Annotated in this window: 21 protein-coding genes; 10 read left to right on the top strand and 11 right to left on the bottom strand. The window is 62.1% G+C overall.

The window, feature by feature from the left end:
• Positions 1-6: 6 nt before the first annotated feature.
• The gene (gene copI, locus AD662_RS09940) at positions 7-552 is read right to left on the bottom strand and encodes a copper-resistant cuproprotein CopI (RefSeq protein ID WP_053178624.1); all 546 of its coding nucleotides are present in this window, start codon (positions 550-552) and stop codon (positions 7-9) included.
• Positions 553-709: 157 nt separating this feature from the next.
• Here copI and AD662_RS09935 point away from each other — a divergent pair, with 157 nt between their 5' ends.
• On the top strand, positions 710-1,390 hold the full coding sequence (locus AD662_RS09935; protein ID WP_014339344.1) for a heavy metal response regulator transcription factor: 681 nt from the start codon (positions 710-712) through the stop codon (positions 1,388-1,390).
• A complete protein-coding gene (locus tag AD662_RS09930; protein WP_053186884.1) occupies positions 1,387-2,739 on the top strand; it encodes a heavy metal sensor histidine kinase in 1,353 nt (450 codons plus the stop codon). Before AD662_RS09935 ends, AD662_RS09930 begins: the two co-directional genes overlap by 4 nt.
• Before the next feature lie 168 nt (positions 2,740-2,907).
• Here AD662_RS09930 and AD662_RS09925 read toward each other — a convergent pair whose 3' ends face one another.
• The 3 genes from AD662_RS09925 to AD662_RS09915 form a co-directional block, all read right to left on the bottom strand.
• On the bottom strand, positions 2,908-4,152 hold the full coding sequence (locus AD662_RS09925) for a lipoprotein-releasing ABC transporter permease subunit (protein WP_018604884.1): 1,245 nt from the start codon (positions 4,150-4,152) through the stop codon (positions 2,908-2,910).
• A gap of 63 nt (positions 4,153-4,215) precedes the next feature.
• Positions 4,216-4,899: a lipoprotein-releasing ABC transporter ATP-binding protein LolD gene (gene lolD / locus AD662_RS09920; RefSeq protein ID WP_162843734.1), complete on the bottom strand. Its 684-nt coding sequence runs from the start codon at positions 4,897-4,899 to the stop codon at positions 4,216-4,218.
• Positions 4,900-4,906: 7 nt separating this feature from the next.
• Positions 4,907-6,157, bottom strand: a complete 1,251-nt coding sequence (locus AD662_RS09915; protein ID WP_014339347.1) for a lipoprotein-releasing ABC transporter permease subunit — start codon at positions 6,155-6,157, stop codon at positions 4,907-4,909.
• Between the two features lie 94 nt (positions 6,158-6,251).
• Here AD662_RS09915 and AD662_RS09910 point away from each other — a divergent pair, with 94 nt between their 5' ends.
• Entirely contained in the window at positions 6,252-6,848 is a 597-nt protein-coding gene (locus AD662_RS09910) for a PilZ domain-containing protein (RefSeq protein WP_018604881.1), read from the top strand.
• Complete coding sequence (locus tag AD662_RS09905) at positions 6,845-7,567, top strand: glycerophosphodiester phosphodiesterase (protein ID WP_018604880.1); 723 nt, start codon at positions 6,845-6,847, stop codon at positions 7,565-7,567. The genes AD662_RS09910 and AD662_RS09905 overlap by 4 nt, the downstream gene beginning before the upstream one ends.
• 42 nt (positions 7,568-7,609) lie before the next feature.
• Here AD662_RS09905 and sthA read toward each other — a convergent pair whose 3' ends face one another.
• Together sthA and AD662_RS09895 are read right to left on the bottom strand one after the other, a co-directional pair.
• Positions 7,610-9,004 (bottom strand): Si-specific NAD(P)(+) transhydrogenase, encoded by a 1,395-nt coding sequence (gene sthA, locus AD662_RS09900; RefSeq protein ID WP_003183399.1) that lies wholly within the window; start codon positions 9,002-9,004, stop codon positions 7,610-7,612.
• 211 nt (positions 9,005-9,215) lie between these two features.
• Positions 9,216-10,214: an FAD:protein FMN transferase gene (locus AD662_RS09895; protein WP_235862391.1), complete on the bottom strand. Its 999-nt coding sequence runs from the start codon at positions 10,212-10,214 to the stop codon at positions 9,216-9,218.
• A gap of 267 nt (positions 10,215-10,481) precedes the next feature.
• Here AD662_RS09895 and tcuC point away from each other — a divergent pair, with 267 nt between their 5' ends.
• Positions 10,482-11,780: an MFS transporter gene (gene tcuC, locus AD662_RS09890; RefSeq protein WP_053186881.1), complete on the top strand. Its 1,299-nt coding sequence runs from the start codon at positions 10,482-10,484 to the stop codon at positions 11,778-11,780.
• A 154-nt stretch (positions 11,781-11,934) separates the two neighbouring features.
• Here tcuC and AD662_RS09885 read toward each other — a convergent pair whose 3' ends face one another.
• Positions 11,935-13,398, bottom strand: coding sequence for a glyceraldehyde-3-phosphate dehydrogenase (locus tag AD662_RS09885; protein ID WP_024617303.1), 1,464 nt, complete (start codon positions 13,396-13,398; stop codon positions 11,935-11,937).
• Between the two features lie 168 nt (positions 13,399-13,566).
• On the opposite strand from AD662_RS09885, the gene mfd reads away from it, so the two are divergent.
• The 3 genes from mfd to AD662_RS09870 are packed head-to-tail and all read left to right on the top strand — an operon-like array spanning position 13,567 to position 20,298.
• Positions 13,567-17,016 (top strand): transcription-repair coupling factor, encoded by a 3,450-nt coding sequence (gene mfd / locus AD662_RS09880; protein WP_018604873.1) that lies wholly within the window; start codon positions 13,567-13,569, stop codon positions 17,014-17,016.
• A gap of 10 nt (positions 17,017-17,026) precedes the next feature.
• The gene (locus tag AD662_RS09875) at positions 17,027-17,593 is read left to right on the top strand and encodes a CsiV family protein (protein ID WP_018604872.1); all 567 of its coding nucleotides are present in this window, start codon (positions 17,027-17,029) and stop codon (positions 17,591-17,593) included.
• A gap of 11 nt (positions 17,594-17,604) precedes the next feature.
• Positions 17,605-20,298, top strand: coding sequence for a DEAD/DEAH box helicase (locus AD662_RS09870; RefSeq protein ID WP_018604871.1), 2,694 nt, complete (start codon positions 17,605-17,607; stop codon positions 20,296-20,298).
• 91 nt (positions 20,299-20,389) lie between these two features.
• Here AD662_RS09870 and nagZ read toward each other — a convergent pair whose 3' ends face one another.
• Positions 20,390-21,388, bottom strand: coding sequence for a beta-N-acetylhexosaminidase (gene nagZ, locus AD662_RS09865; protein WP_174553543.1), 999 nt, complete (start codon positions 21,386-21,388; stop codon positions 20,390-20,392).
• Between the two features lie 183 nt (positions 21,389-21,571).
• On the bottom strand, positions 21,572-22,279 hold the full coding sequence (locus AD662_RS09860) for a TetR/AcrR family transcriptional regulator (protein ID WP_013692622.1): 708 nt from the start codon (positions 22,277-22,279) through the stop codon (positions 21,572-21,574).
• Positions 22,280-22,520: 241 nt separating this feature from the next.
• On the opposite strand from AD662_RS09860, the gene lexA reads away from it, so the two are divergent.
• Together lexA and sulA are read left to right on the top strand one after the other, a co-directional pair.
• The gene (lexA, locus tag AD662_RS09855) at positions 22,521-23,129 is read left to right on the top strand and encodes a transcriptional repressor LexA (protein WP_003199651.1); all 609 of its coding nucleotides are present in this window, start codon (positions 22,521-22,523) and stop codon (positions 23,127-23,129) included.
• Positions 23,130-23,139: 10 nt separating this feature from the next.
• Entirely contained in the window at positions 23,140-23,613 is a 474-nt protein-coding gene (gene sulA / locus AD662_RS09850; protein WP_003199648.1) for an SOS-induced cell division inhibitor SulA, read from the top strand.
• Between the two features lie 71 nt (positions 23,614-23,684).
• Here sulA and AD662_RS28380 read toward each other — a convergent pair whose 3' ends face one another.
• Complete coding sequence (locus AD662_RS28380; RefSeq protein WP_003183419.1) at positions 23,685-23,918, bottom strand: hypothetical protein; 234 nt, start codon at positions 23,916-23,918, stop codon at positions 23,685-23,687.
• 106 nt (positions 23,919-24,024) lie between these two features.
• On the bottom strand, positions 24,025-24,549 hold the full coding sequence (locus AD662_RS09840) for a DUF6586 family protein (RefSeq protein ID WP_018604864.1): 525 nt from the start codon (positions 24,547-24,549) through the stop codon (positions 24,025-24,027).
• Positions 24,550-24,556 lie beyond the last annotated feature (7 nt).

Genomic DNA, 24,556 nt, shown 5'->3' with positions numbered 1-24,556 from the left:
GAGTGCTTACTGACTGACTGTCAGGTTGCCCTTCATCCCGGCCTGGTAATGACCGGGGACATTGCAGGCAAATTCCAGCCGGGTAGCCTTGCCAAAAGCCCAGGTCAGCTCGGCGGACTTGCCCGGCTCAACCAGCACGCTGTTAGCGTCGTCGTGACGCATCATGCCGTCTTTACCACCGTGTCCCATTGAGGCCGGATTCATCGAGGCATGGTCCATTCCCGGCTTCATTCCGGTCGGCGTCAACATGCCGCTCTGTTGCATCTTGAGCATTTCCTGCTGGTGCTGGGCATGCATCGCGGCGTTACCGAGGTTGAATTCGTGCAACAACTGGCCTTTATTGATCAGTACGAACCGCACCGTCTCGCCCGCCTTGATATCCAGCGTACCGGGATTGAACGACATGTCGCCCATCACCACCTCGATGGTGCGACTGGCCTTGGCCGCCGGTGCGGGCTGGCCGAAATCAAAGTGCGCACCGGGCGACGCCCACAACGAGCTACTCAAAACCCACGCAGAGGCGGCCAGGATCAGACGGTTTACCATCAACATGTTCATACTCCGACAAGGTAAGGTTCAACTTGCCCAAGACTCTAGATCGGTGCGGCTGCCAATTGACTGACAGTTGCATTACAACTCTGTCAGGTTGTGCCACGGCCCCGGCCGCCGCGGTATAACGCCCACGTTCAAACCATGCCCTGAGCTGCCCATGAAACTGCTGATCGTCGAAGACCAAACCAAAACCGGCCAATACCTGCGCCAAGGCCTGAGTGAAGCCGGGTTCAATGCCGACCTGGTGGCCGATGGCATCACCGGCCAGCAACTGGCCTTGAGCGGTGAATACGCCTTGCTGATCCTCGACGTGATGTTGCCCGGCCGCGATGGCTGGCAGATCCTGCAAGCCGTTCGCGGGGCCGGATTGGATACGCCGGTACTGTTTCTCACCGCGCGGGATGCGGTACAGGATCGGGTACACGGCCTGGAACTGGGCGCCGATGATTACCTGGTTAAGCCCTTTGCCTTTTCCGAGTTGCTGGCGCGGGTACGCAGCCTGCTGCGGCGAGGCAGTTCGACGCAACAGGAAACCAGCCTGCAGCTGGCCGACTTGCGCCTGGACCTGATCCGTCGCCGCGTCGAACGCAGCGGGCGGCGCATCGACCTCACCGCCAAGGAATTCGCCTTGCTGGAAATGCTCCTGCGCCGCCAGGGCGAAGTGCTGCCCAAATCACTGATCGCGTCCCAGGTCTGGGACATGAATTTCGACAGCGACACCAACGTCATCGAAGTCGCGATACGACGCCTGCGAATCAAGATTGACGACGACTTCCCCAGCAAACTGATCCACACCGTGCGGGGCATGGGCTATGTGCTTGAAGAGCGCGCCCTGTGAGGGGGCGGTGGTCGCTGAGCAGTCGCCTGGCGCTGCTGTTCGCCGCCTGCACCGCGGTGGTGTCATTGTTCGCCGGGGTCTTGTTCAGCCGTGGCAGCGAGGCGCACTTCATCGAGCTGGACCAGCAACTGCTCGAAGGCAAGCTGATCGGCCTGCGCCGGGCCCTGCAAGACCTCGACGCAGAGCAGACCCAGGCGCGCCTGGAAGATGAACTGAGCCGCCAGGCCGACCTGGCGCTGCGCATCAAAGGCAGCGATGGTGTGTGCTGGTACGACAGCTCGATCCGGATTCCGGCTCAATTGCCGGAGCGTCCCGGCCTGTCGACCCTCAGCGATGCCGACACCGATTACCGCGTATTGAATGCCCCGCTGTATCCCGACCGAGCTAATTCGCCGCAACTGACCCTGCTGCTGGACATCACCCACCACCAGCACTTCCTGCAACGCATGCAGCGCCTGATCTGGCTGACCGTCGGCCTCTCGGCCCTGGCCACCGCCCTGCTGGGTGCCTGGGCCGCCCGGCGGGCCTTGCGCCCCTTGCGGCGCATGGGCGCCATCGCCAGCAACGTCTCGGCCCGCTCACTCAACGCCCGACTGCCCGAAGAGCAAATGCCCGCCGAACTGGCGGAATTGGCCCACAGCATCAACGCCATGCTCGGACGCCTCGACGATGCGTTTCAGCGGCTCTCAGCGTTCTCTGCCGACATCGCCCATGAATTGCGCACGCCGCTGTCGAACCTGCTGACCCACACCCAGGTCACCCTCACCCGCGAACGGCCCCTGGAGGATTACCGCGAGGCGTTGCACAGCAACCTCGAAGAACTGCAATGGATGGCGCAACTGGTCAACGACATGCTGTACCTGGCCAAGGCCGACCACGGCCTGCTGGCGCTCAATCGCGAACCGCTGCAATTGGCCGAAGAGGTGGACGTGCTGCTGGACTTCTTCGCGCCCCTGGCCGAAGACGCCAACGTACGCTTGAGCCGCGAGGGCGAGAGCCGCATCGAGGGTGACCGCAACATGCTGCGTCGGGCGCTCTCCAACTTGCTGGACAATGCGCTGCGCTTCACCCCCGCTGGCGGCGAAGTGCGGGTGCGCATTGTCGATGAGGCTCAAGGAGTGAACATCAGCGTGGAAAACAGTGGCGAGGGGATTGCAGCGCACTTGCTGCCGCGCCTGTTCGACCGCTTCTACCGCGCCGACCCGGCTCGCCAGGAGGGCAGCAGCGAACACGCGGGACTCGGACTGGCCATCACCCGCTCGATCATCCGCGCCCATGGCGGGCAGATTCGCTGTGAATCGGCCGATGGTTGGACGCGGTTCCTGATCGAATTGCCGAAGAGGGATTAAGTCCGACGCCCCCCCCTGTGGCGAAGGAACATATCTGTGGGAGCAAGGCTTGCCCGCGATGCAGACGCCTTGTTTCCCCCGCAGACCGCGTCGCCTGCATCGCGGGCAAGCCTTGCTCCCACAGCGGAGTCTTCAGCAAGCCCTTCTGCCACAGAGGTCTGTGTCGTATCAGGAATACCGCAACGCCTGCGCCGGTTCGATCTTCGCCGCACGCCATGCCGGGTACACGGTGGCGAGGAAGCTCAGGATGAACCCGGCCGAGCAGATCAGCACCACGTCGCCACGCTGCAGCTCCGACGGCAGGTTGCTGACGAAGTACACGTCGGAACTGAAGATGTGCTGGCCGCTGACCCGTTCCAGCCAGCCCACCAGCGCACTGACGTTCAGCGCCGCGATCACCCCCAGCACGCCGCCAATCAGCGTGCCGACAACGCCGATCACCGTGCCCTGGACCATGAAGATCGCCATGATCTGCCGCGGCGTGGCGCCGATGGTGCGCAGGATCGCGATGTCCGCGCCTTTGTCGTTCACTACCATGATCAGGGTGGCGATGATGTTGAACGCCGCCACCGCGACGATCATCAGCAACAGCAAGCCGATCATGGTTTTTTCCATTTTCATGGCACTGAACAGGCTGCCCTGGGTGTGGGTCCAGTCGTCGGCCTTGTAGGCCGCGCCCAGGCCGGTGGCGATGTCACCGGAGACCTTGGGCGCCGCGTACAGATCCTTCACCGCCAGGCGCACGCTTTGTACCTGGTTCGGCTGCCAATGCTGCATCTGTGCGGCATCGGCCAGGTGGATCAGCGCCATGGAGCCGTCCAGCTCGGCGCCCACCTTGAACACACCCACCACATTCAGCCGCTGCATCCGTGGGGTGATGCCACCGGGGGCCGTGCTGACTTCCGGCACGATCAGGGTGATTTTGTCGCCGACGTTCAAGCGAAAGCGTCGGGCGGTGATTTCGCCAATCACCACGCCAAACTCGCCCGGTTTCAAGGCATCGAGACGCCCCTGGACGATATGCTGGGCGACGATGGACACCTTGCCTTCCTGGGCCGGATCGACGCCGCTGATCTGGATCGGCTGCATCGAGCCCTTATGGCTCAGCATCCCCTCCATCTCGGTAAACGGCACGGCAGCGATGACTTCAGGATTTTTCAGCGCCGCGGCGGCCACCGGCTGCCAGTCGTCGATCGGATTGACGCCGACGAGGGTAGCGTGGGGCACCATGCCGAGGATGCGCGAACTCATTTCGCGCTGGAAGCCGTTCATCACCGACAACACCACGATCATCGCCAGCACACCCAGGGCGAGGCCGATCATCGAGGTCATGGAGATGAACGAAACAAAGCGATTGCGGCGCTTGGCGCGGGTATAGCGCGTGCCGATAAAAATCGATAACGGTCTGAACATTCGCGGGGCACCGTATGAAAATAAAAGACCCGGCACGTGTTTCAAGTACCGGGTTTCGGTCGGTCAGATGGGCGTCAGGCAACCTTCCTGCAAGTGCAGGACGCGGTCCATCTGCCGGGCCAGGTTCATGTCGTGAGTCACCACCAGGAACGCGGTGCGCATCGACGTGCTGAGCTCCAGCATCAAATCCTGGATGCCTTGGGCGGTGTGGGAGTCGAGGTTGCCGGTCGGCTCGTCGAGCATCACCAGACCAGGCTTGTTGACCAGGGCCCGGGCAATCGCCACGCGCTGGCGCTCACCACCGGACAGCTCGGCCGGCTTGTGCTCCAGGCGATGCCCCAGCCCTACCCGCTCCAGCAACGCCGTGGCGCGCTGACGGGCCTCGGGAATCGCCGTGCGACCGATCAACAGCGGCATGCAGACGTTTTCCAGCGCGGTGAACTCGGGCAGCAAATGGTGGAACTGGTAGACGAAGCCCAGGGAACGGTTGCGCAGCAGGCCACGGGCCTTCTCGTTCAGCGCCGAAAGTTCTTCGCCGGCCAGCCAGACACTGCCGGCGGTTGGCGTATCCAGGCCGCCCAGCAGGTTGAGCAAGGTACTTTTGCCCGACCCGGAGGTGCCGACAATCGCCACGCGCTCGCCAGGATGCAACTCCAGTTGCAGGCCCGACAACACCACCACCGACTCCGGGCCTTCCTCGTAGGATTTGCCCAGGTTGCGGCAGCTCAAGATTGCTTTTTCACTCATGCCCGACTCACTCATAACGTAACGCCTCCGCAGGCTGGGTGCGCGCGGCACGCCAGGCAGGATACAGGGTGGCGAGGAAACTCAGGACCAACGCGGCGCCGCAGACCATCAACACGTCATCGGCCTGCAATTGCGATGGCAGGTAGTCGATGAAGTACACGTCGGCGTTGAGAAACTTGTGCCCTATCAGGCCTTCCAGTCCGGCAATCGCGGCGCTGACATTCAGCGCGGCGAACATCCCCACCAGGGCGCCGACGAACGTACCGATCACACCGATGACCGTGCCCTGGACCATGAAGATCCGCATGATCTGCCCCGGCGTGGCGCCGAGGGTGCGCAGGATGGCGATGTCGCCCTTCTTGTCGTTCACCACCATCACCAGCGTGGAGATGATGTTGAACGCCGCCACGGCAACGATCAGCAACAGCAGCAGGCCGATCATGGCTTTTTCCATGCGGATCGCCTGGTACAGGTTGCCGTGGGTGCGGGTCCAGTCCCGGGCGTAGTAGCGGTCTTCGCCGAGCTGCTGGGCGATGGTCCACGCAACGCGCGGTGCCTGGAACAGGTCGTCGAACTTCAACCGCAGGCCCTGGACCTGATCCGGCTTCCAGCGATGCAGGCGCGCCAGGTCCTGAAGGTTGGTGACGCCCAGGTAACCGTCCAGCTCGCCGGCGCCGACATGGAAAATGCCGACCACGGTAAAGCGTTTCATGCGCGGGAACATGCCGCCCGGGGTCACGGTGACCTCCGGGGCGACGAAGGTCAGCTTGTCGCCGATGGCAACGCCGAGCTTGGCCGCGGCCTTGTCGCCGATGACGATGCCGAAACTGCCTGGCGCCAGGTCGTCGAGTTTTCCCTGCTGCATGAAGTTGTCGATGATCGACACCTGCCGCTCGAGCCCGGGGTCGATGCCATTGAGCAAGACCTTTGACACCTTGCCGTCGTTGGTCAGCAGCCCCTGCATCTGGGTGAACGGCGCAACGGCCAGCACCTGCGGGTTCTGCTTGACCTTGGCGGCCAGGCTCGGCCAATCGCTGATGGCTTCGCCGGATTCGAGGGTCGCGTGGGGCACCATGCCCAGCACGCGGGTGCGCATCTCATGGTCGAAGCCGTTCATCACCGAGAGCACGACGATCATCACGACCACGCCAAGGGCCAGCCCGATGATGGACGTCAGGGAAATGAACGATACGAAATGATTGCGACGCTTTGCACGGGTATAACGCGTGCCGATAAATACGAAGAGAGGTCTGAACATGTCGGGGCTTGTTCGGAGGGAAAAGGAACGTCCTTGTGGCGGGGGTCACAAACCAGCTTTACACTCAGACCACCGCCGCTACCATGGGTTCGCCATGTCGACATTAGATGAAGAAGATCGCCGCGAATACTACCGTATCGAGGACACGATCGCACTGGAAATTCGGCCCCTGTCCATTCCTGAAGCTGCTGGCCAGGAAGTGTTGCAGGATGCTTCTCCATTGTTCAATCTGCTCAGTGAATTGCACCTGAGCGAATTCGAATCACAGCACCTGCTGCGCCAGATCAGCGAGCGCGAACGCAGCATCGCGGCGTACCTCAAGGCAATGAACAAACGCATCGACCTGCTCAGCCAGGTCATTGCCCTCACTGCGCTCGGCGAAATCGGCGAACCGCAACCGGTGATCATTTCCGAAGGCGGTATCGACTTCCAGTCCCCTACCCCCATCGCGGTGGGCGCGCACCTGTCGGTCAAACTGGTGCTGATGCCCCAGGCCCTCGGCTTGTTGCTGCGGGCGCGGGTCACCCACTGCGACCCCAAGGGCGACGGCTACGACGTGGGCACCGAGTTTGAACGCCCGACCGACGCCCAGCGCCAGTTGCTGGCCCGCTACATCCTGCAGAAACAGGCGCAAGAGCGTCGCCTGGCCCGGGAACAGAACGACTCAGGTATCAATAAGGAAGAACCGTGACCCTCATTTATGGCCACCGCGGCGCCAAGGGCGAAGCGCCGGAAAACACCCTGACCGGTTTTCAGGAGTGCCTCAAGCACGGCGTACGCCGTTGCGAACTGGACCTGCACCTTTCGATGGACGGCGAGTTGATGGTGATCCACGACCCGACCCTCAAGCGCACCACCGATCGCCGGGGCAAGGTGGTCGAGCATACCGCCGCCGAGCTGGTGACCTACGATGCGCGCAAGGGTGGCCCGGGCTGGATCAAGCCGTGCCCGATCCCACGTCTGGAGGAGCTGTTCGAAAAGTGTGATTTCGAGCACTGGCAACTGGAGGTCAAGAGCGCCTCGCGCACCCGCGCCGCCGCCACGGTGCTGGGCATTCGCGAAATGGCCCAGCGTTTCGGGCTGCTGGACAAAATCACCATCACGTCCAGTTCCCGGGAAGTGCTCAAGGCAGCCCTGGACCTGACCCCGGACATCTCCCGCGGACTGGTGGCCGAATACGCCTGGCTCGACCCGTTGAAGGTCGCCCAGAGTTACGGCTGCGAGATTCTGGCGCTGAACTGGACCCTGTGCACGCCGGAACGCCTGGTCAAGGCGCAGCGCCAGGGGCTGCATGTGTCGGTGTGGACCGTCAACGAGCCCGCGCTGATGCGCAGGCTCGCCGACTTTGGCGCTGACAGCCTGATTACAGACTTTCCCGGTTTGGCCACTGCCACCCTCGAGAATTGCTGAAATCGGTCTCCCCGGCCGGCTCAGGCCACCGGCCGGAGCCGCTCAAAAAAGCCGGTTGAGCCCGTCATAGGCCGCTACCCGATAGGCTTCGGCCATGGTCGGGTAGTTGAACGTGGTGTTGACGAAGTACTTCAACGTGTTCAATTCGCCGGGCTGGTTCATGATCGCCTGGCCGATGTGCACGATCTCCGACGCCTGGTAGCCGAAGCAGTGCACGCCCAGCACTTCCAGGGTCTCGCGGTGGAACAGGATCTTCAGCATGCCTTGCGGCTCGCCGGCGATCTGCGCCCGCGCCATGCTCTTGAAGAAGGCCTTGCCCACTTCATAAGGCACCTTGGCCTGGGTCAGCTCCTGCTCGTTCTTGCCGATCGAGCTGATCTCCGGGATGGTGTAGATGCCGGTCGGCACGTCGTTGACGAAGCGCCAGCTGCCATTGTCGACAATGCTGCCAGCGGCCGAGCGGCCCTGGTCGTGGGCGGCACTGGCCAGGCTCGGCCAACCGATCACGTCGCCGGCACCGTAGATGTTCGGTACGCAGGTACGGTAGTTCTCGTCGACTTCGATCTGGCCGCGGCTGTTGACCTTCACGCCGATGTTTTCCAGGCCCAGGGTGTCGGTGTTGCCGGTACGACCGTTACACCAGAGCAAGGCGTCGGCCTTGATCTTCTTGCCGGACTTGAGGTGCAGGATCACGCCATTGTCGACGCCTTCGACGCGGTCGTAGTCTTCGTTGTGGCGCACGGTAATGTTGTTGTTGCTGAAGTGATAGCTCAGGGCCTGGGAGATTTCCGAGTCCAGGAAGCTCAGCAACTGGCCGCGGTTGTCCACCAGTTCCACCAGCACACCCAGGCCGCTGAAGATCGAGGCGTATTCGCAACCGATCACGCCAGCGCCGTAGACGATGAGCTTACGCGGGGTGTGACCCAGGCTCAGGATGGTGTCGCTATCGTAGATACGTGCATGGTTGAAATCGATGTCGGCCGGACGATACGGGCGCGAACCGGTGGCGATGATGATGTGCTTGGCCACCAGCTTCTCGACCACGCCATTGCCACAGACCACTTCGACCGTCTGCTCGTCGGCAAAGCTGCCGGTGCCGAAGAACACGTCCACGCGGTTGCGGGCGTAGTAACCGGTGCGCGAGGCCACCTGCTTGGAGATCACCTTCTCGGCGCTCTTGAGCACGTCCGGGAAGGAGAACCAGCGCGGCTCGCCGATGGCCCGGAACATCGGGTTGGTGTTGAACTGCATGATCTGCCGGACCGAGTGACGCAAGGCCTTGGACGGGATGGTACCCAAGTGGGTGCAGTTGCCGCCGACCTGCCGACGGCTGTCGACCATCGCCACCTTGCGCCCTGCCTTGGCCGCGTTCATTGCCGCGCCTTCCCCCGCCGGGCCAGAGCCCAGTACCACCACGTCGTAGTTGTAGACAGCCATGCGTACTCCTCAGAACAGGCCGCGGCACCACACTTGGCACCGACGGCTAAATCATGCCGGCCCGCGGCATGAAGGAACAATTTGGGGCCGGTTCACGAGCCCGGCCACAGTCTATAGAAGCGTCAACGCCGCGCACATTACCCCTTGGTCGCGTCGTAGGCTAGTTTTGCCTGCGCTATTTCGCCACAGGTACGCTTTCGTAACGCTGTCATCATTGGCTTTTTCCGCTGCTCATCCGTTCAAACACATCGTTGGTGCGGGTGACAAAACCATCTTTGTCCCGCAGCACGAAAAATACCCCGACACCATGCTTTTCGGCATAGTCCCAACCCCGTTCAGGACCGAGAATCAGCAACAGCGTCGATAGTCCATCGGCCATCAACGCCGAAGGATGAATCACCGTGACTGACGCCAGGTTATGTAGGACCGGCGCACCAGTACGAGCATCAAAGGTGTGGGAATAACGCCTGCCGCCCTGTTCGAAATATTTACGGTAGTCGCCCGAGGTGGAAACCCCGTAGCCGTTGACCTCGATGACACGCTCGGCCACTTGCCGATCGTCCCGGGGTTCTTCCAGGGCGATACGCCAGGCCGAACCATCGGGTTTACGCCCGACGGCCTTGAGTTCTCCGGTGGCTTCGGCCAGGTAACTGTCAATACCCAGGGCCTGGAGCCTGGCGGCGATGCGGTCGACGGCATAGCCCGCGGCGACACTGTTGAAGTCGACTTCCACCGCAGTGTCCTTGCACAATCGGTCGCCCTCGATGCGCAAATGACCATGACCGACGCGCTGGCGCACCAAGGTCAAGGCTTCGGCGGTCGGTACTTTTTCTTCGCGAGACTGGGGACCGAAGCCCCACAGGTTCAGCAGCGGTTCCACGGTCAGGTCGAAGGAGCCGTCGCTTTGAACCGACAACTGCTCACCTACGCGGACCAACGCCAGGACCGGGCCAGGCATGACCTGACAGCTGTTGGCCGGCAGCGCGTTGAAACGCTCGATGTCCGAGTCGCTGCGATAGGTCGAGAGTTGCCGATCCACTTCAGCAAGGATGCTTTCCACCTCGATTTGCACCGCTTTCGCAGTGGGCCCGGCGGAATGCCTGACGTACTGAATCGAATAATGACTGCCCATGGTCGGGCCGTCGAAGCGCTCCAGGGTGTCGCCGTTGCCGCAACCCGACAACACGCCGGCCAGCACCACAAGCCCCATCCATCGTCCAGTTAACAAATCTTCATCTCCCCTCAAAACCGCGCCGGCCATTATGAACCCCAGCGCATGCAAAAAACCTGTGGAAGCCAATGGAGCCCTGTGGGAGCAAAGCTTGCTCGCGATGCAGGCGATACGGTTTAGCTGCAAGACCGCGTCATCGTTCATCGCGAGCAAGCTTTGCTCCCACAGGCTCCCAAGTACCAGGTTCCCAGGTTCACACCGGGTGCAGCGCCTTCATACAAGATTTGCCAGAGTGAGTACCTACACATGTCTTCCAACACGAGCAACGGCAAGGCGATTTTTCGCGTTGTCAGCGGCAACTTCCTGGAGATGTTCGACTTCATGGTCTACGGCTTCTACGCCACGGCCATCGCCAAGACATTCTTCCCCGCCGACAGCGCGTTCGCCTCGCTGATGCTGTCCCTGGCCACGTTTGGTGCCGGGTTCCTGATGCGTCCCCTCGGGGCGATTTTTCTCGGTGCCTACATCGACCGCCACGGCCGTCGCAAAGGCTTGATCATCACCCTGGCGCTGATGGCGATGGGCACCATACTGATCGCCTGCGTGCCGGGCTACGCTGTCCTCGGCGTGGCGGCCCCCTTGCTGGTGCTGCTGGGCCGATTGCTGCAAGGCTTCTCCGCCGGCGTGGAACTCGGTGGCGTGTCGGTTTACCTGGCGGAAATCTCGACGCCGGGGCGCAAGGGCTTCTTTGTCAGTTGGCAATCCGCCAGTCAACAGGCTGCCGTGGTGTTCGCCGGCCTGTTGGGGGTGGGCCTCAATCACTGGCTGAGTCCCCAGGAAATGGGGGATTGGGGCTGGCGCGTACCGTTCCTGGTGGGTTGCATGATTGTCCCGGCGATCTTCATGATCCGTCGTTCGCTGGAAGAAACACCTGAGTTCCAAGCGAGAAAACATCGTCCTACCCTGGCGGAAATTGTCCGTTCCATCGGTCAGAACTTCGGTATCGTCTTGGCCGGTATGGCGCTGGTGGTGATGACCACGGTGTCGTTCTACCTGATCACCGCCTACACACCGACCTTCGGCAAGGCCGAGTTGAACCTGTCGGACGTGGATGCGCTGCTGGTCACGGTGTGCATCGGCTTGTCGAATTTCTTCTGGCTGCCCGTAATGGGGGCGTTTTCCGACAAGATCGGACGCAAACCCCTACTGCTCGGTGCGACGGTCCTGGCGATTCTCACCGCCTATCCGGCGCTGTCCTGGTTGGTGGCGAACCCCAGCTTCAGCCATTTGCTGATCGTCGAGCTGTGGTTGTCGTTCCTGTATGGATCGTACAACGGTGCAATGGTCGTGGCCTTGACGGAAATCATGCCGGTCGAGGTGCGCACCACCGGTTTCTCGCTGGCCTACAGCCTGGCAACAGCGACGTTCGGCGGGTTTACCCCGGCGGCTTGTACCTACCTGATTCATGCACTCGACAACAAGGCTGCGCCGGGGATATGGCTCAGTGGTGCGGCGGTGCTGGGGTTGATTGCGACCTTGGTGCTGTTCAAGGGCAATCGGCATGCACTGCGCACGGCGCAGGCCTCTGTAGTAGGCGGCGCCTGACAGATCGCCTTCGCGAGCAAGCCCGCTCCCACAGTTTGTCCGCGTACATCCTGTGGGAGCGGGCTTGCTCGCGAAGAGGCCGGCCCAGCCAACACAAACCTCCAGATACAAAAACGCCCCGACAAGTCGGGGCGTTTTCACAAGCGGCTAAAGCTTAGCGCGGGAAGGCTGGCGGGTTTACACCGGCCATGTCTTCCATCACGCGAACCACCTGACAGCTGTAACCGAATTCGTTGTCGTACCAGACGTACAGAACAACGCGGTTGTCTTGGCTAATGGTCGCTTCAGCATCCACGACACCGGCGTGGCGCGAGCCGACGAAGTCGGTGGACACCACTTCCTGGGAATTGACGAAGTCGATCTGCTTGTGCAGGTCGGAGTGCAGCGCCATGTAGCGCAGGTACTCGTTCATTTCTTCACGGGTGGCGGCTTTCTCAAGGTTCAGGTTGAGAATGGCCATCGACACGTTCGGCGTCGGCACACGGATCGCGTTGCCGGTCAGCTTGCCAGCCAGCTCAGGCAGGGCCTTGGCAGCGGCGGTGGCAGCACCGGTCTCGGTGAGGACCATGTTCAGCGCGGCGCTGCGGCCACGGCGGTCGCCCTTGTGGAAGTTGTCGATCAGGTTCTGGTCGTTGGTGTACGAGTGAACCGTTTCGACGTGACCGTTGACGATGCCGAACTTGTCGTTCACCGCCTTGAGCACCGGCACGATGGCGTTGGTGGTGCAAGAAGCAGCGGAGACGATCTTGTCGTCAGCGGTGATTTCGCCGTGGTTGATGCCGTGAACGATGTTCTTCAGCTTGCCTTTGCCAGGCGCAGTCAGCACGACGCGGTCGATGCCCGGGCAGGCCAGGTGCTGGCCCAGGCCCTCGGCATCACGCCATACGCCGGTGTTGTCCACCAGCAGTGCGTCCTTGATACCGTACTGGGTGTAGTCCACCTCGGTCGGGCTCTTCGCGTAGATCACCTGGATCAGGTTGCCGTTGGCGAGAATGGTGTTGTTCTCTTCATCGATGATGATGGTGCCGTTGAACGAACCATGGACCGAATCACGACGCAGCAGGCTGGCGCGTTTGGTCAGGTCGTTCTCGGCGCCCTTGCGCACCACGATGGCGCGCAGGCGCAGGCCGTCGCCGCCACCGGTTTTTTCGATCAGGATGCGCGCCAGCAGACGGCCGATACGACCGAAGCCGTACAGGACCACGTCAGTGCCTTTGCGAGCCGAAACGTTCTGCTGGCCAACCACATCGGCCATCTCTTCACGAACGAACTGTTCGGCGCTACGGCCATTGCCTTCGTTACGGAATTTGAACGCCAACTTGCCCAGATCCACCGAAGCCGAGCCGAGCTTGAGCTCGCTCATGGCTTTGAGCAGGGGGAATGTTTCGTGGACGGAGAGTTCGCTGTCGTCGGAAGAACGGTGGCGCGCAAAGCGGTGGGCTTTGAGGATCGCGATGACAGACTGGTTGATCAGGCTGCGGCCATAGATCGAGCTCACCACGTTGTTATTGCGGTAGAGCTGACCGATGAGAGGGATCATCGCTTCTGCGAGAGCTTCACGATCAATCCATTCACCAAGACACTGGTCGGGCTTCTGAGTCACGGTAACCTTCCACATGTAGGGGCTGAAAAAAGGGGCTACATTATGCCGCCGAGTCCTCGGCGGAGCAATGCGCGCCTGTCGCACCGTGGTTTTCCTGTCTGCCCGGGTAGTCTGCGACTGACAGCAGCCCCCTTCCCCCGCTACAATTGTCGACTTTGTCGCAATGCTGGAGCTCAATCTTCCGTGCCCGTTCTGCGTCTTCCGCTTCTCCCTGCCGCGGCAGGTAAACAGCACTGGGGCAACCTGCCCGGTGCCGCCCTGAGCCTGGCCATCGCCGAGGCTGCCAGCGCTGCAAAGCGCTTCACCCTGCTGCTGACCGCCGACAGCCAAAGCGCCGAGCGGCTGGAACAGGAGCTGAGTTTCTTCGCTCCGGATTTGCCGGTCTTGCATTTTCCGGACTGGGAAACCCTGCCCTACGATCTGTTTTCGCCGCACCAGGACATCATTTCCCAGCGAATCGCCAGCCTTTATCGGCTGCCGGAACTCAGTCATGGCGTTTTGGTAGTGCCGATCACCACGGCCCTACATCGCCTGGCACCGACCCAATTCCTGCTGGGCAGCAGCCTGGTGCTGGACATCGGCCAGAAGCTTGATGTCGAGCAAATGCGTACCCGCCTTGAGGCCAGTGGCTATCGTTGTGTCGACACGGTGTACGAACACGGCGAGTTCGCGGTACGCGGCGCCTTGATCGACCTGTTCCCGATGGGCAGCAAACTGCCTTATCGCATCGACCTGTTCGATGACGAAATCGAGACCCTGCGCACCTTCGACCCGGAAAACCAGCGCTCCATCGACAAAGTGCAGTCGATCCGCCTGTTGCCGGCCAAGGAGTTCCCGCTGCAGAAAGACGCCGTGACCCGCTTCAAGGCCCGCTTTCGCGAGCGCTTCGATGTGGATTTCCGGCGCTGCCCGATCTTCCAGGACCTGAGCAGCGGGATCACGCCCGCCGGCATCGAGTACTACCTGCCGCTGTTTTTCGAAGAAACCTCCACCCTGTTCGATTACCTGCCCCAGGACACCCAGGTGTTTTCCCTGCCGGGCATCGAGCAGGCCGCGGAAAACTTCTGGAACGACGTGCGCAACCGCTACGAAGAACGTCGCGTCGATCCTTCCCGGCCTCTATTACCGCCGGCCGAGCTGTTCCTGCCGGTGGAAGACTGTTTTGCCCGCCTCAAGAGCTGGCCACGGGTGGTGGCGAGCCAGCAGGACGTGGAAACCGGCGTCGGCCGTGAACGTTTCCCGGCCAAGGCGTTGCCGGACCTGGCCATCGAAGCCAAGGCCACGCAACCTCTGGCGGCGCTGGCCGGCTTTCTCGATGCATTCCCCGGTCGCGTGTTGTTCACCGCCGAATCCGCGGGTCGTCGCGAAGTGCTGCTGGAGCTGCTTGAGCGCCTGAAGCTGCGACCGAAGACGGTGGACAGCTGGCCGGACTTCGTCGCCGGCAAGGATCGCCTGGCGATTACCATCGCGCCGCTGAACGACGGCCTGGTCCTGGATGACCCAGCCTTGGCACTGGTGGCCGAAAGTCCTTTGTTCGGCCAGCGCGTCATGCAGCGCCGCCGTCGCGAAAAACGCGCCGACGCTGCCAACGACGCTGTCATCAAGAACCTCACCGAACTGCGCGAAGGCGCGCCCGTGGTGCACATCGACCATGGCGTAGGCCGCTACCTGGGCCTGGCGACGCTGGAAATCGACAGCCAGGCCGCCGAGTTCCTGACCCTGGAATACGCCGAGGGCGCCAAGCTCTACGTGCCGGTGGCGAACCTGCACCTGATCGCCCGCTACACCGGCAGCGACGACGCCCTGGCCCCGCTGCACCGCCTGGGCTCGGAAACCTGGCAGAAAGCCAAGCGCAAGGCGGCCGAACAGGTGCGCGACGTGGCCGCCGAGCTGCTGGACATCTACGCCCGCCGCGCGGCCCGCGAGGGCTACGCCTTCGCCGACCCGAAAGCCGACTACGAAACCTTCAGCGCCGGTTTCCCGTTCGAAGAAACCGTCGACCAGCAGACCACCATCGAAGCCGTGCGCGCCGACATGCTCGCGCCCAAGCCCATGGACCGACTGGTGTGTGGCGACGTGGGCTTCGGCAAGACCGAAGTGGCGATGCGCGCCGCGTTCATTGCCGTGCACGGCGGCAAGCAGGTGGCGATCCTGGTGCCGACCACCCTGCTCGCCCAGCAGCACTACAACAGTTTCCGCGACCGCTTTGCCGACTGGCCGGTGACCGTGGAAGTGATGAGCCGTTTCAAATCCACCAAGGAAGTGAACGCCGCCGTGGCCGACCTGGCCGAGGGCAAGATCGACATCGTCATCGGTACGCACAAGCTGCTGCAGGACGACGTGAAGATCAAGAACCTGGGGCTGGTGATCATCGACGAAGAGCACCGCTTTGGCGTGCGCCAGAAAGAACAGCTCAAGGCCCTGCGCAGCGAAGTCGACATCCTGACCCTGACCGCCACGCCGATCCCGCGCACGCTGAACATGGCGGTGTCGGGCATGCGCGACCTGTCGATCATCGCCACGCCGCCGGCCCGGCGCCTGTCGGTGCGCACCTTTGTCATGGAGCAGAACAAAAGCACGGTCAAGGAAGCCTTGCTGCGTGAGTTGCTGCGTGGCGGCCAGGTCTATTACCTGCACAACGACGTGAAGACCATCGAGAAATGCGCCGCCGACCTGGCCGAACTGGTGCCCGAAGCGCGGATCGGCATCGGCCACGGACAAATGCGTGAGCGTGAACTCGAACAGGTGATGAGCGACTTCTACCATAAGCGCTTCAACGTGCTGATCGCCTCGACCATCATCGAGACCGGCATCGACGTGCCGAGCGCCAACACCATCATCATCGAGCGTGCCGACAAATTCGGCCTGGCCCAGCTGCACCAGTTGCGCGGCCGAGTCGGGCGTAGCCACCACCAGGCCTATGCCTACCTGTTGACGCCACCGCGCCAGCAGATCACCCCGGATGCGGAAAAGCGCCTGGAAGCCATCGCCAATACCCAGGACCTGGGCGCCGGCTTCGTGCTGGCCACCAACGACCTGGAAATCCGTGGCGCCGGCGAATTGCTCGGCGACGGCCAGAGCGGCCAGATCCAGGCCGTCGGCTTCACCCTGTACATGGAAATGCTCGAACGCGCGGTCAAGTCGATCCGCAAGGGCGAACAGCCGAACCTCGACCAACCCCTGGGCGGCGGGCCGGAAATCAACCTGCGGGTGCCGGCGCTGATCCCGGAAGACTACCTGCCGGATGTCCACGCGCGGCTGATCCTCTACAAGCGCATCGCCTCGGCCAGCGACGAGGAAGGCCTCAAGGACCTGCAGGTGGAAATGATCGACCGCTTCGGCCTGCTGCCGGAACCAACCAAGAACCTGGTGCGCACCACGCTGCTCAAGCTCAAGGCCGAACAACTGGGCATCAAGAAAGTCGACGGCGGCCCCAACGGCGGCCGGATCGAGTTCGAGGCCCAGACGCCGGTCGATCCACTGGTGCTGATCAAGTTGATCCAGGGCCAGCCCAAACGCTACAAGTTCGAAGGTGCCACGATGTTTAAATTCATGGTGCCCATGGAGCGCGCGGAAGAGCGCTTCAATACCGTAGAAGCGCTGTTCGAGCGCCTCACTCCGACCACTGCTTGAAGGACGCCCCATGCGCCTGTTTCGCTCACTGACCTTGTTGTTGACCCTGGTCGCCCCCCTGGCGTTTGCCGACGACCTGTATCAGGTTGAAATGATTCTGGTGCGCCAGAACGCCGAGCCGGCGATTATCAGCCGCGCCGCACCGGAAGACTGGGACGCCGGCGCGCAACGCCTGGGCGCGGACAGCCAGCGCACGCCGGCCCTGGGCCACATCGTCGAGAAACTCACCGCCAGCGGCCAATACACCGTGTTGATGCACAAGGCCTGGCAGCAGACGCTCGGTGAACAGGGGCGCAAAGTTGCCATCAGCGACGGCGCCGAACAGTTCGGGCAATTCCCCATCGAGGGCACCCTGGAACTGAAGCTGGGCCGTTTCACCGACGTGGATGCCGATTTCTGGATCAACCAGATAAACGCCAATGGCCTGGTCACCGCCAGCGAGCGCCTCAAGCAGCAGAGCCACACCAAGAATGGCCAACTGAATTTCCTCGACAACGGGCATCTTGGCCTGCTGATCAAGATCACCTCGTTGACCGCGCCCGCACCACGGCAGGCACCTGAAGTCATTCCGGACTGATTGGCGCGCCTATGCCCTCGCCCCTGAGCAAACCCCTGGCACCTTCCTGGGTCAATCGATTCAAGGAACAGAGCCTGGAGCGCGGGCGTCGTTATGCGCTGGAAAACCGCGTCAGGATCGTCGAGGCCGGCGACAGCACCATCACCGCCAGTTGCGAAGGCTCTGGCGGCAACGTCTACCGTCAGACCATTCGCCTTAAAGAGTCAGCCAAGGGCGCACTGATTCTGCTCGAAGCCGCGTGCTCCTGCCCGGTGCGCATCAACTGCAAGCACTGCGCGGCGGTGTTGCTGCAAGTCCAGGAAACCCTGGCCTACCCGGCCGCCGAAAAAGACGCGCAGTTGCTGGAGAAACTCCAGGCGGTGCTGGACAACCGCAGCCCCAAGGCCCCGCCACAAGTGCTGGTGGACAACGTGCAACCGGTGCCGCGCCTGTGGCTGGCCAGTATCGAGTTCAGCGCCTTCGAGCCGCGCAACGGCAAGATGCAGCGCTACATTCAACACCGCGCCGCGCTGTCGTTCAGCTACCTGGACGAATACGTCAGCGGCCAGCGCAACACCGACGTGCTGATTCGCCAGGAAACCCAGACGCTGCGGATAAAACGCCACACCGATGTGGAACAGTCCTACCGCGAACAGCTGCGAATCCTCGGCTTCAAGGTCGCGACCCGACAAAGCAAGGCCCTGCCGGAAAGCGCTGGCGAGCTGTACGAAATGATCAATGACAGTGCCTGGCTGACGTTCACCCTCAACGACCTGCCGAAACTACGCAGCCAAGGCTGGGAATTGCAGATCGACGAGGACTTCGGCTTCGACCTGACGGCAGTGGACGAGTGGTACGCCACCGTCGAGGAAACGCCGGAGCGGGACTGGTTCGACCTGGAACTGGGGATCATCGTCAACGGCGAACGCCTGAGCCTGCTGCCGATCCTGTTGAACCTGATGCGCTCGCACATCGAACTGTTCAACCCGGAACGCCTGGCCCGGCGTCGGGACGACGAACTCATTCTGGTCAACCTGCCCAACCGCCCGAACTCGGAGTTCGGCCCACAGCAGGTGGCCCTGCCCTACGGCCGGCTGAAACCGGTGCTGGCGACCCTGGGCGAGTTCTACCTGCAAGAGCCCGGCACCACCAAACTGCGCCTCAACAGCGCAGACGCTTTGCGTCTGAACCCGCTGCAGGACATGCCGCTGACCTGGGAAGGTGGCGAACACATTCGCGGCCTGGCCCAACGCCTGCGAGACATCAAGGATTACACCGCCACCGCGCCCGAGGGCCTGAACGCGACGCTGCGGCCTTATCAACTCGAAGGCTTGAGCTGGATGCAATCGCTCAGGCAATTGGAAGTCGGCGGCATTCTCGCGGACGACATGGGCCTGGGCAAAACCCTACAGACCCTGGCGCACATTCTCAGCGAAAAACACGCCGGACGCCTGGACCGACCGTGCATGGTGGTCATGCCGACCAGCCTGATCCCCAACTGGCTCGACGAGGCCGCTCACTTCACGCCGCAGCTCAAGGTATTGGCGCTTTACGGCGCCGGGCGCAAAAAGCATTTCGACCGACTGGCCGATTACGACCTGGTCCTCACCACCTATGCCCTGCTGCCCAAGGATGTCGAGCGCCTCGCCGCGCAGCCGTTGCACGTGCTGATTCTCGACGAAGCCCAGTACATCAAGAACCCCACCAGCAAAGCCGCCCAGGCCGCCCGGGAGCTCAACGCCCGCCAGCGGCTGTGCCTGTCCGGCACGCCCCTGGAAAATCACCTGGGCGAATTGTGGTCGCTGTTTCACTTCCTGCTGCCGGGCTGGCTCGGGGACGTCAAGAGTTTCAACCGCGATTACCGTGTACCGATCGAAAAGCGCGGCAGCGATGTACGACTGCAACACCTCAACGGTCGGATAAAACCTTTCCTGCTGCGCAGGACCAAGGAGCAAGTGGCGACGGAGTTGCCGCCCAAGACCGAGATCATCCATTGGGTCGAACTCAGCGACGCCCAGCGGGACGTCTACGAGACCATGCGCCTGGCGATGGACAAGAAGGTCCGCGACGAGATCACCCGCAAAGGCGTGGCCCGCAGCCAGATCATCATTCTCGAAGCGCTGCTCAAGCTGCGCCAGGTGTGTTGCGACCTGCGCCTGATCAACGACGCCACCCTGCCCGCCCGAGGCAGCACCTCGGGCAAACTCGACAGCTTGATGGAAATGCTCGAAGAGCTGTTTGAAGAAGGTCGCCGGGTGCTGTTGTTTTCCCAATTCACGTCCATGCTGGCGCTGATTGAAGATGAGCTGAAGAAACGCGGCGTCGATTACGCCCTCCTGACCGGCCAGACCCGCGACCGACGCACGCCCGTCAAGGAATTCCAGAGCGGCAAGCGTCAGATCTTCCTGATCAGCCTGAAGGCTGGCGGTGTAGGCCTGAACCTGACCGAGGCCGACACAGTGATTCACTACGACCCGTGGTGGAACCCGGCCACCGAAAACCAGGCGACCGACCGCGCCTACCGCATCGGCCAGGAAAAACCGGTGTTCGTCTACAAGCTGATTGCCCGAGGCACGGTGGAAGAGAAGATCCAGCTACTGCAAAAGGAAAAATCCGACCTCGCGGCCGGCGTACTGGACGGACGCGTGGCCGGGGATTGGAAACTGCAAAGCGACGATATCGAAGCATTGTTCGCGCCGCTGCCGGACAAACTCGAGAAGCGCTGATTCACACCGTTTCCTGTGGGAGCTGAGCTTGCTCGCGATGGCGCTGGTTCAGGTCGCGCAGATGTTGCTCCCACCTTATTTTCAAAAGACGCTAATCAACCAGCTGGGCAGCCCTCAGCGCGCCGAGCGCCGCCAGCCAGCGAGGGTCCTGACGGTATTCAGTGGAGGCGTAGGCCTGGCCGCGCATGCGGGCGATCCGCGCCGAAGGCTTGACCTTCAGGCGCTGGGCCGCGCTCAAGGCCAACTCCGCGGCAGCACGGTCGTTGCACACCAGGCCCATGTCGCAACCCGCCGTCAAAGCAGCCTCGATACGACTGGCGGCATCACCGACCACATGAGCGCCGGCCATCGACAGATCATCACTGAAGATCACGCCATCAAATTGCAACTCGCCACGCAGGATGTCCTGCAGCCAGCGGCGGGAAAACCCGGCTGGGTTGGCGTCGACCTGCGGGTAGATGACATGGGCCGGCATGACGGCGGCCAGTTGCTTGCTCAGCCTGGCAAACGGTACCAGGTCGTTGGCGCGAATCTGCTCCAGGCTACGCTCATCGTTCGGAATCGCCACATGGGAATCGGCCTCGGCCCAGCCATGCCCCGGGAAATGCTTGCCAGTGGCGGCCATCCCGGCGGCGCTCATGCCGCGGATGAAGGCACCGGCCAACAACGCAGCGCGCTCGGGGTCACCTTCGAAGGAGCGACTGCCGACGACGGCGCTGCGCTGGTAATCAAGGTCCAGCACCGGGGCAAAGCTCAAGTCGAGACCGACCGCCAGCACTTCAGTGGCCATGATCCAGCCGCACTGCTCGGCCAGGTATTCGGCGTTCGGGTTGTCGGCGATCGCCCGCATCGCCGGCAACCGCACAAAACCCTGGCGCAGCCGCTGGACACGACCACCTTCCTGATCCACCGCCAATAAAAGGTCGGGGCGGATGGCGCGGATCGACGCGCTCAACTCGCGCACCTGACGTGGATGCTCGATGTTGCGGGCAAAGATGATCAGGCCGCCTACCTCGGGCTGGCGCAACAGGTGGCGATCTTCGGCCGTCAGCCAGGTACCGGCGACGTCCACCATCAACGAGCCTTGCAGGCCAGCAGTCATAGCATTTCCTTAATAACGATGAACCCGCGCGGCAACACAGACACGACCACACCGCTGGGCCCAAGGCCCGGCAGGTCGCGGTCATGCAATGAAAGATGGAACGGGTTCGAAACGAGAGTCGGCATGGGCGGCTAGCTTAGCGGATGTCGGCAGCCGCGCCCACCCGTGCGCTTACGCCTTGGCCAGCGCCGGCGTCGATTTACTGCGCGGGCGCAATTGCGCGGCCGCCATGGCTTCATCGGTGACACCACTTTCGGCACGCATGCCGGCTGCCAGGAACGGCACCATCAGGCGCATGACCTGTTCGATCGAGGTGTTCACGCCAAAGTCGGTTTCAGCGATGGCGCGCAACGCCTTGATACCGGACATGCTGAACGCGGCGGCGCCGAGCATGAAGTGCACCCGCCAGAACAACTCGATGGGCGGAATGCGCGGTGCGGCCTCGTTGACCAGCAACATGTAGCGCCGGAAAACCTTGCCGTACATGTCTTCCAGGTAACGTCGCAGGTGGCCCTGGCTCTGGCTGAAGGCAAGGCCCAACAGGCGCATGAAAATGGAAAGGTCGTTACCGCTGCGCGGTTGCACGACAAGGGCTTGCTCGACCAGGATTTCCAGCAGCTCTTCCAGGGTCGGCTTGACGTCAGGCTTGGCCTGCCGGCGCTCCAGCTCGCGATCGAGGCTGAGGCAGAAAGGCCCGAGGAACCGCGAGAATACCGCCTGGATCAGGGCCTTTTTCGAGCCGAAATGATAGTTCACCGCCGCCAGGTTCACCCCGGCCTTGCTGGTGATCAGACGCAACGAGGTTTCAGCGAAACCTTTTTCCGCGAACAACTGCTCGGCAGCATCGAGAATGCGTTCAACGGTTTCCGACTGGGCCATGGTTACTCCGCCTGACAAACACTTGTTTGAAACATACGTTTCAGCCTAGGGGTTGTCAAGCCTGCCGGGGCGTTTTGCGAATGCCCGGTCACGTATTTAACCACACCTTTTCACGGGTAGTAGCCATGTCGCATCCAACAACCCGACCGACCGTCCAGCGGCCTGTGGAAAAAGGAGGATTGCCAAGCGGCGTTCACTGTATATAATCCCAGTCACTGTATAAAAAGACAGAGCGATCAATATGCTAAAGCTGACGCCACGCCAAGCAGAGATTCTGGCCTTCATCAAACGCTGCCTCGAAGACAACGGCTACCCGCCAACCCGTGCGGAAATCGCCCAGGAACTAGGGTTCAAGTCGCCCAACGCGGCTGAAGAACACCTCAAGGCGCTGGCGCGCAAGGGTGCGATCGAAATGACCCCGGGCGCATCCCGTGGCATTCGCATCCCCGGCTTCGAAGCCAAGGCCGACGAAACCACCCTGCCGATCATCGGCCGGGTCGCGGCAGGCGCACCGATCCTCGCCCAGCAGCATGTCGAGGAGTCCTGCAACATCAATCCTTCGTTCTTCCATCCTCGGGCCGACTACCTGCTTCGTGTACACGGCATGAGCATGAAGGACATCGGCATCTTCGACGGTGATCTCCTGGCCGTCCACACTACCCGCGAAGCCCGCAATGGCCAGATCGTGGTGGCGCGAATCGGCGACGAGGTGACCGTCAAGCGCTTCAAGCGCGACGGCAGCAAGGTCTGGCTCATCGCCGAGAACCCCGAGTTCGCGCCCATCGAAGTGAACCTGAAAGATCAGGACCTGGTCATCGAAGGCTTGAGTGTCGGCGTCATTCGCCGCTAAAGGAGGCTTTATGCAGTTCCCTCACACACCACAACACACACAACTTCCGCTGTTCGAGGCATTCATGGCCCAACCGCTGGTTCCAGTCCTGAAAGAGGTCATCGAGTCGCCCTGGGGCGTCGAGCCCGAGGCTTTCAGCGAACTGTCGTTACGTGGTGCGGCCGGAAACTGCCTGAACCTGCTGGCGCCGATTCTGCGAGAACTCAGCCAGGACCAGGATGCTCGCTGGCTGACGCTGATCGCGCCACCGGCCAGCGTCACCCAGGCCTGGCTGCGGGATGCCGGCCTGAACCGCGAACGCATCCTGTTGTTGCAACCGCGCGGGACCCAAAGCGCCCAGCAGTTAACCTGCGAAGCCTTGCGCCTGGGCCGCAGCCACACCGTGGTCAGCTGGCTCAATCCGCTAACCGCAACCGCACGGCAACAGTTGATCAGCGCCGCCCGTACCGGGGACGCACAAAGTCTGAATATTCGATTGGGCTAAGACAAACGCGGGGCTTCTCCAAGGCAGAGAAGCCGACCAGCCACACTATCCAAAAAAGCCGACAGACGGGATCAATGAAGAACCCGCGGCCCCTCTTCCTTGTTGAATTCGCCTTCAACCAGGCGACCTGCCATCTGGACGCCCACGCTCAGCATCGCCTTGGCGACTTCGACGTGTTGGCCCTGAAGGAATACCTTGGCATCTTCGGAGAAGTTCAGGGTAACCAGAGAACCCTCGTCCTCAGCCCTGCGCAGCTCGATGCGGCCATCAGGAAGTTCGACAATTTCTAGAAAGGACGTAGGCATAAAAGTCTGTTCTCCACGAAAGGCGAGGATTATATAGTCATCGGCCAGGCTCCGCTCGGGATCTTGACCAAGTGTTATCAACGAACGTAACGGGCCGGGGGCGAACTCAGCACTCGTTCAACCCTTCACGAAAGCGTATCGCCAGGCTCTTGAGGTTCTGACGCCAGCTCTCCAGCTCCTCCCGGCTCAACTCCTGCTCGGGTTCTTGTTCGTCCAGATTGACCGCCACGATCAACGGCTGGGTCACGTCCCCCTTGGGCTTGCGCGGGGCTCGTGGCGGCTCGAACAGCGCCGCATGGGCCGCCAATAGCTTCGCCAGCCAGGTTTCCGGGTTGTGCGCCAGTTCGACCATTTCGGCCAATTCCGGAATAGCAATGGTTTCCAACGCTTCGCGGGTCAACAACAGCTCGGCCCGCGGTGCATTCGCTTGTGGCAGGCGATAGAAACCGGCGATTTCATGGCACAACCCCAACAATGCACCGTACAGGTGAAACAGCGCGGATTCGCGTCCTGCCTGGAGCAACGCCGGGGAATTCATCGCACGCCCATCCTCGGCCCTGGTGAGCGCTTCGAGCGACAGACCGGCGAAATAGATTTTCTGATTGGTGCGGGTATAGAGTTCGTGGGCCATGGCGGCA

Origin of the sequence: Pseudomonas kilonensis (assembly GCF_001269885.1) — a bacterium.
Taxonomy (GTDB): Bacteria; Pseudomonadota; Gammaproteobacteria; order Pseudomonadales; family Pseudomonadaceae; genus Aquipseudomonas; species Aquipseudomonas kilonensis.
The sequence above is the reverse complement of the archived record's forward strand: the minus strand, read 5'-3'. Positions and strand labels throughout refer to the sequence as shown.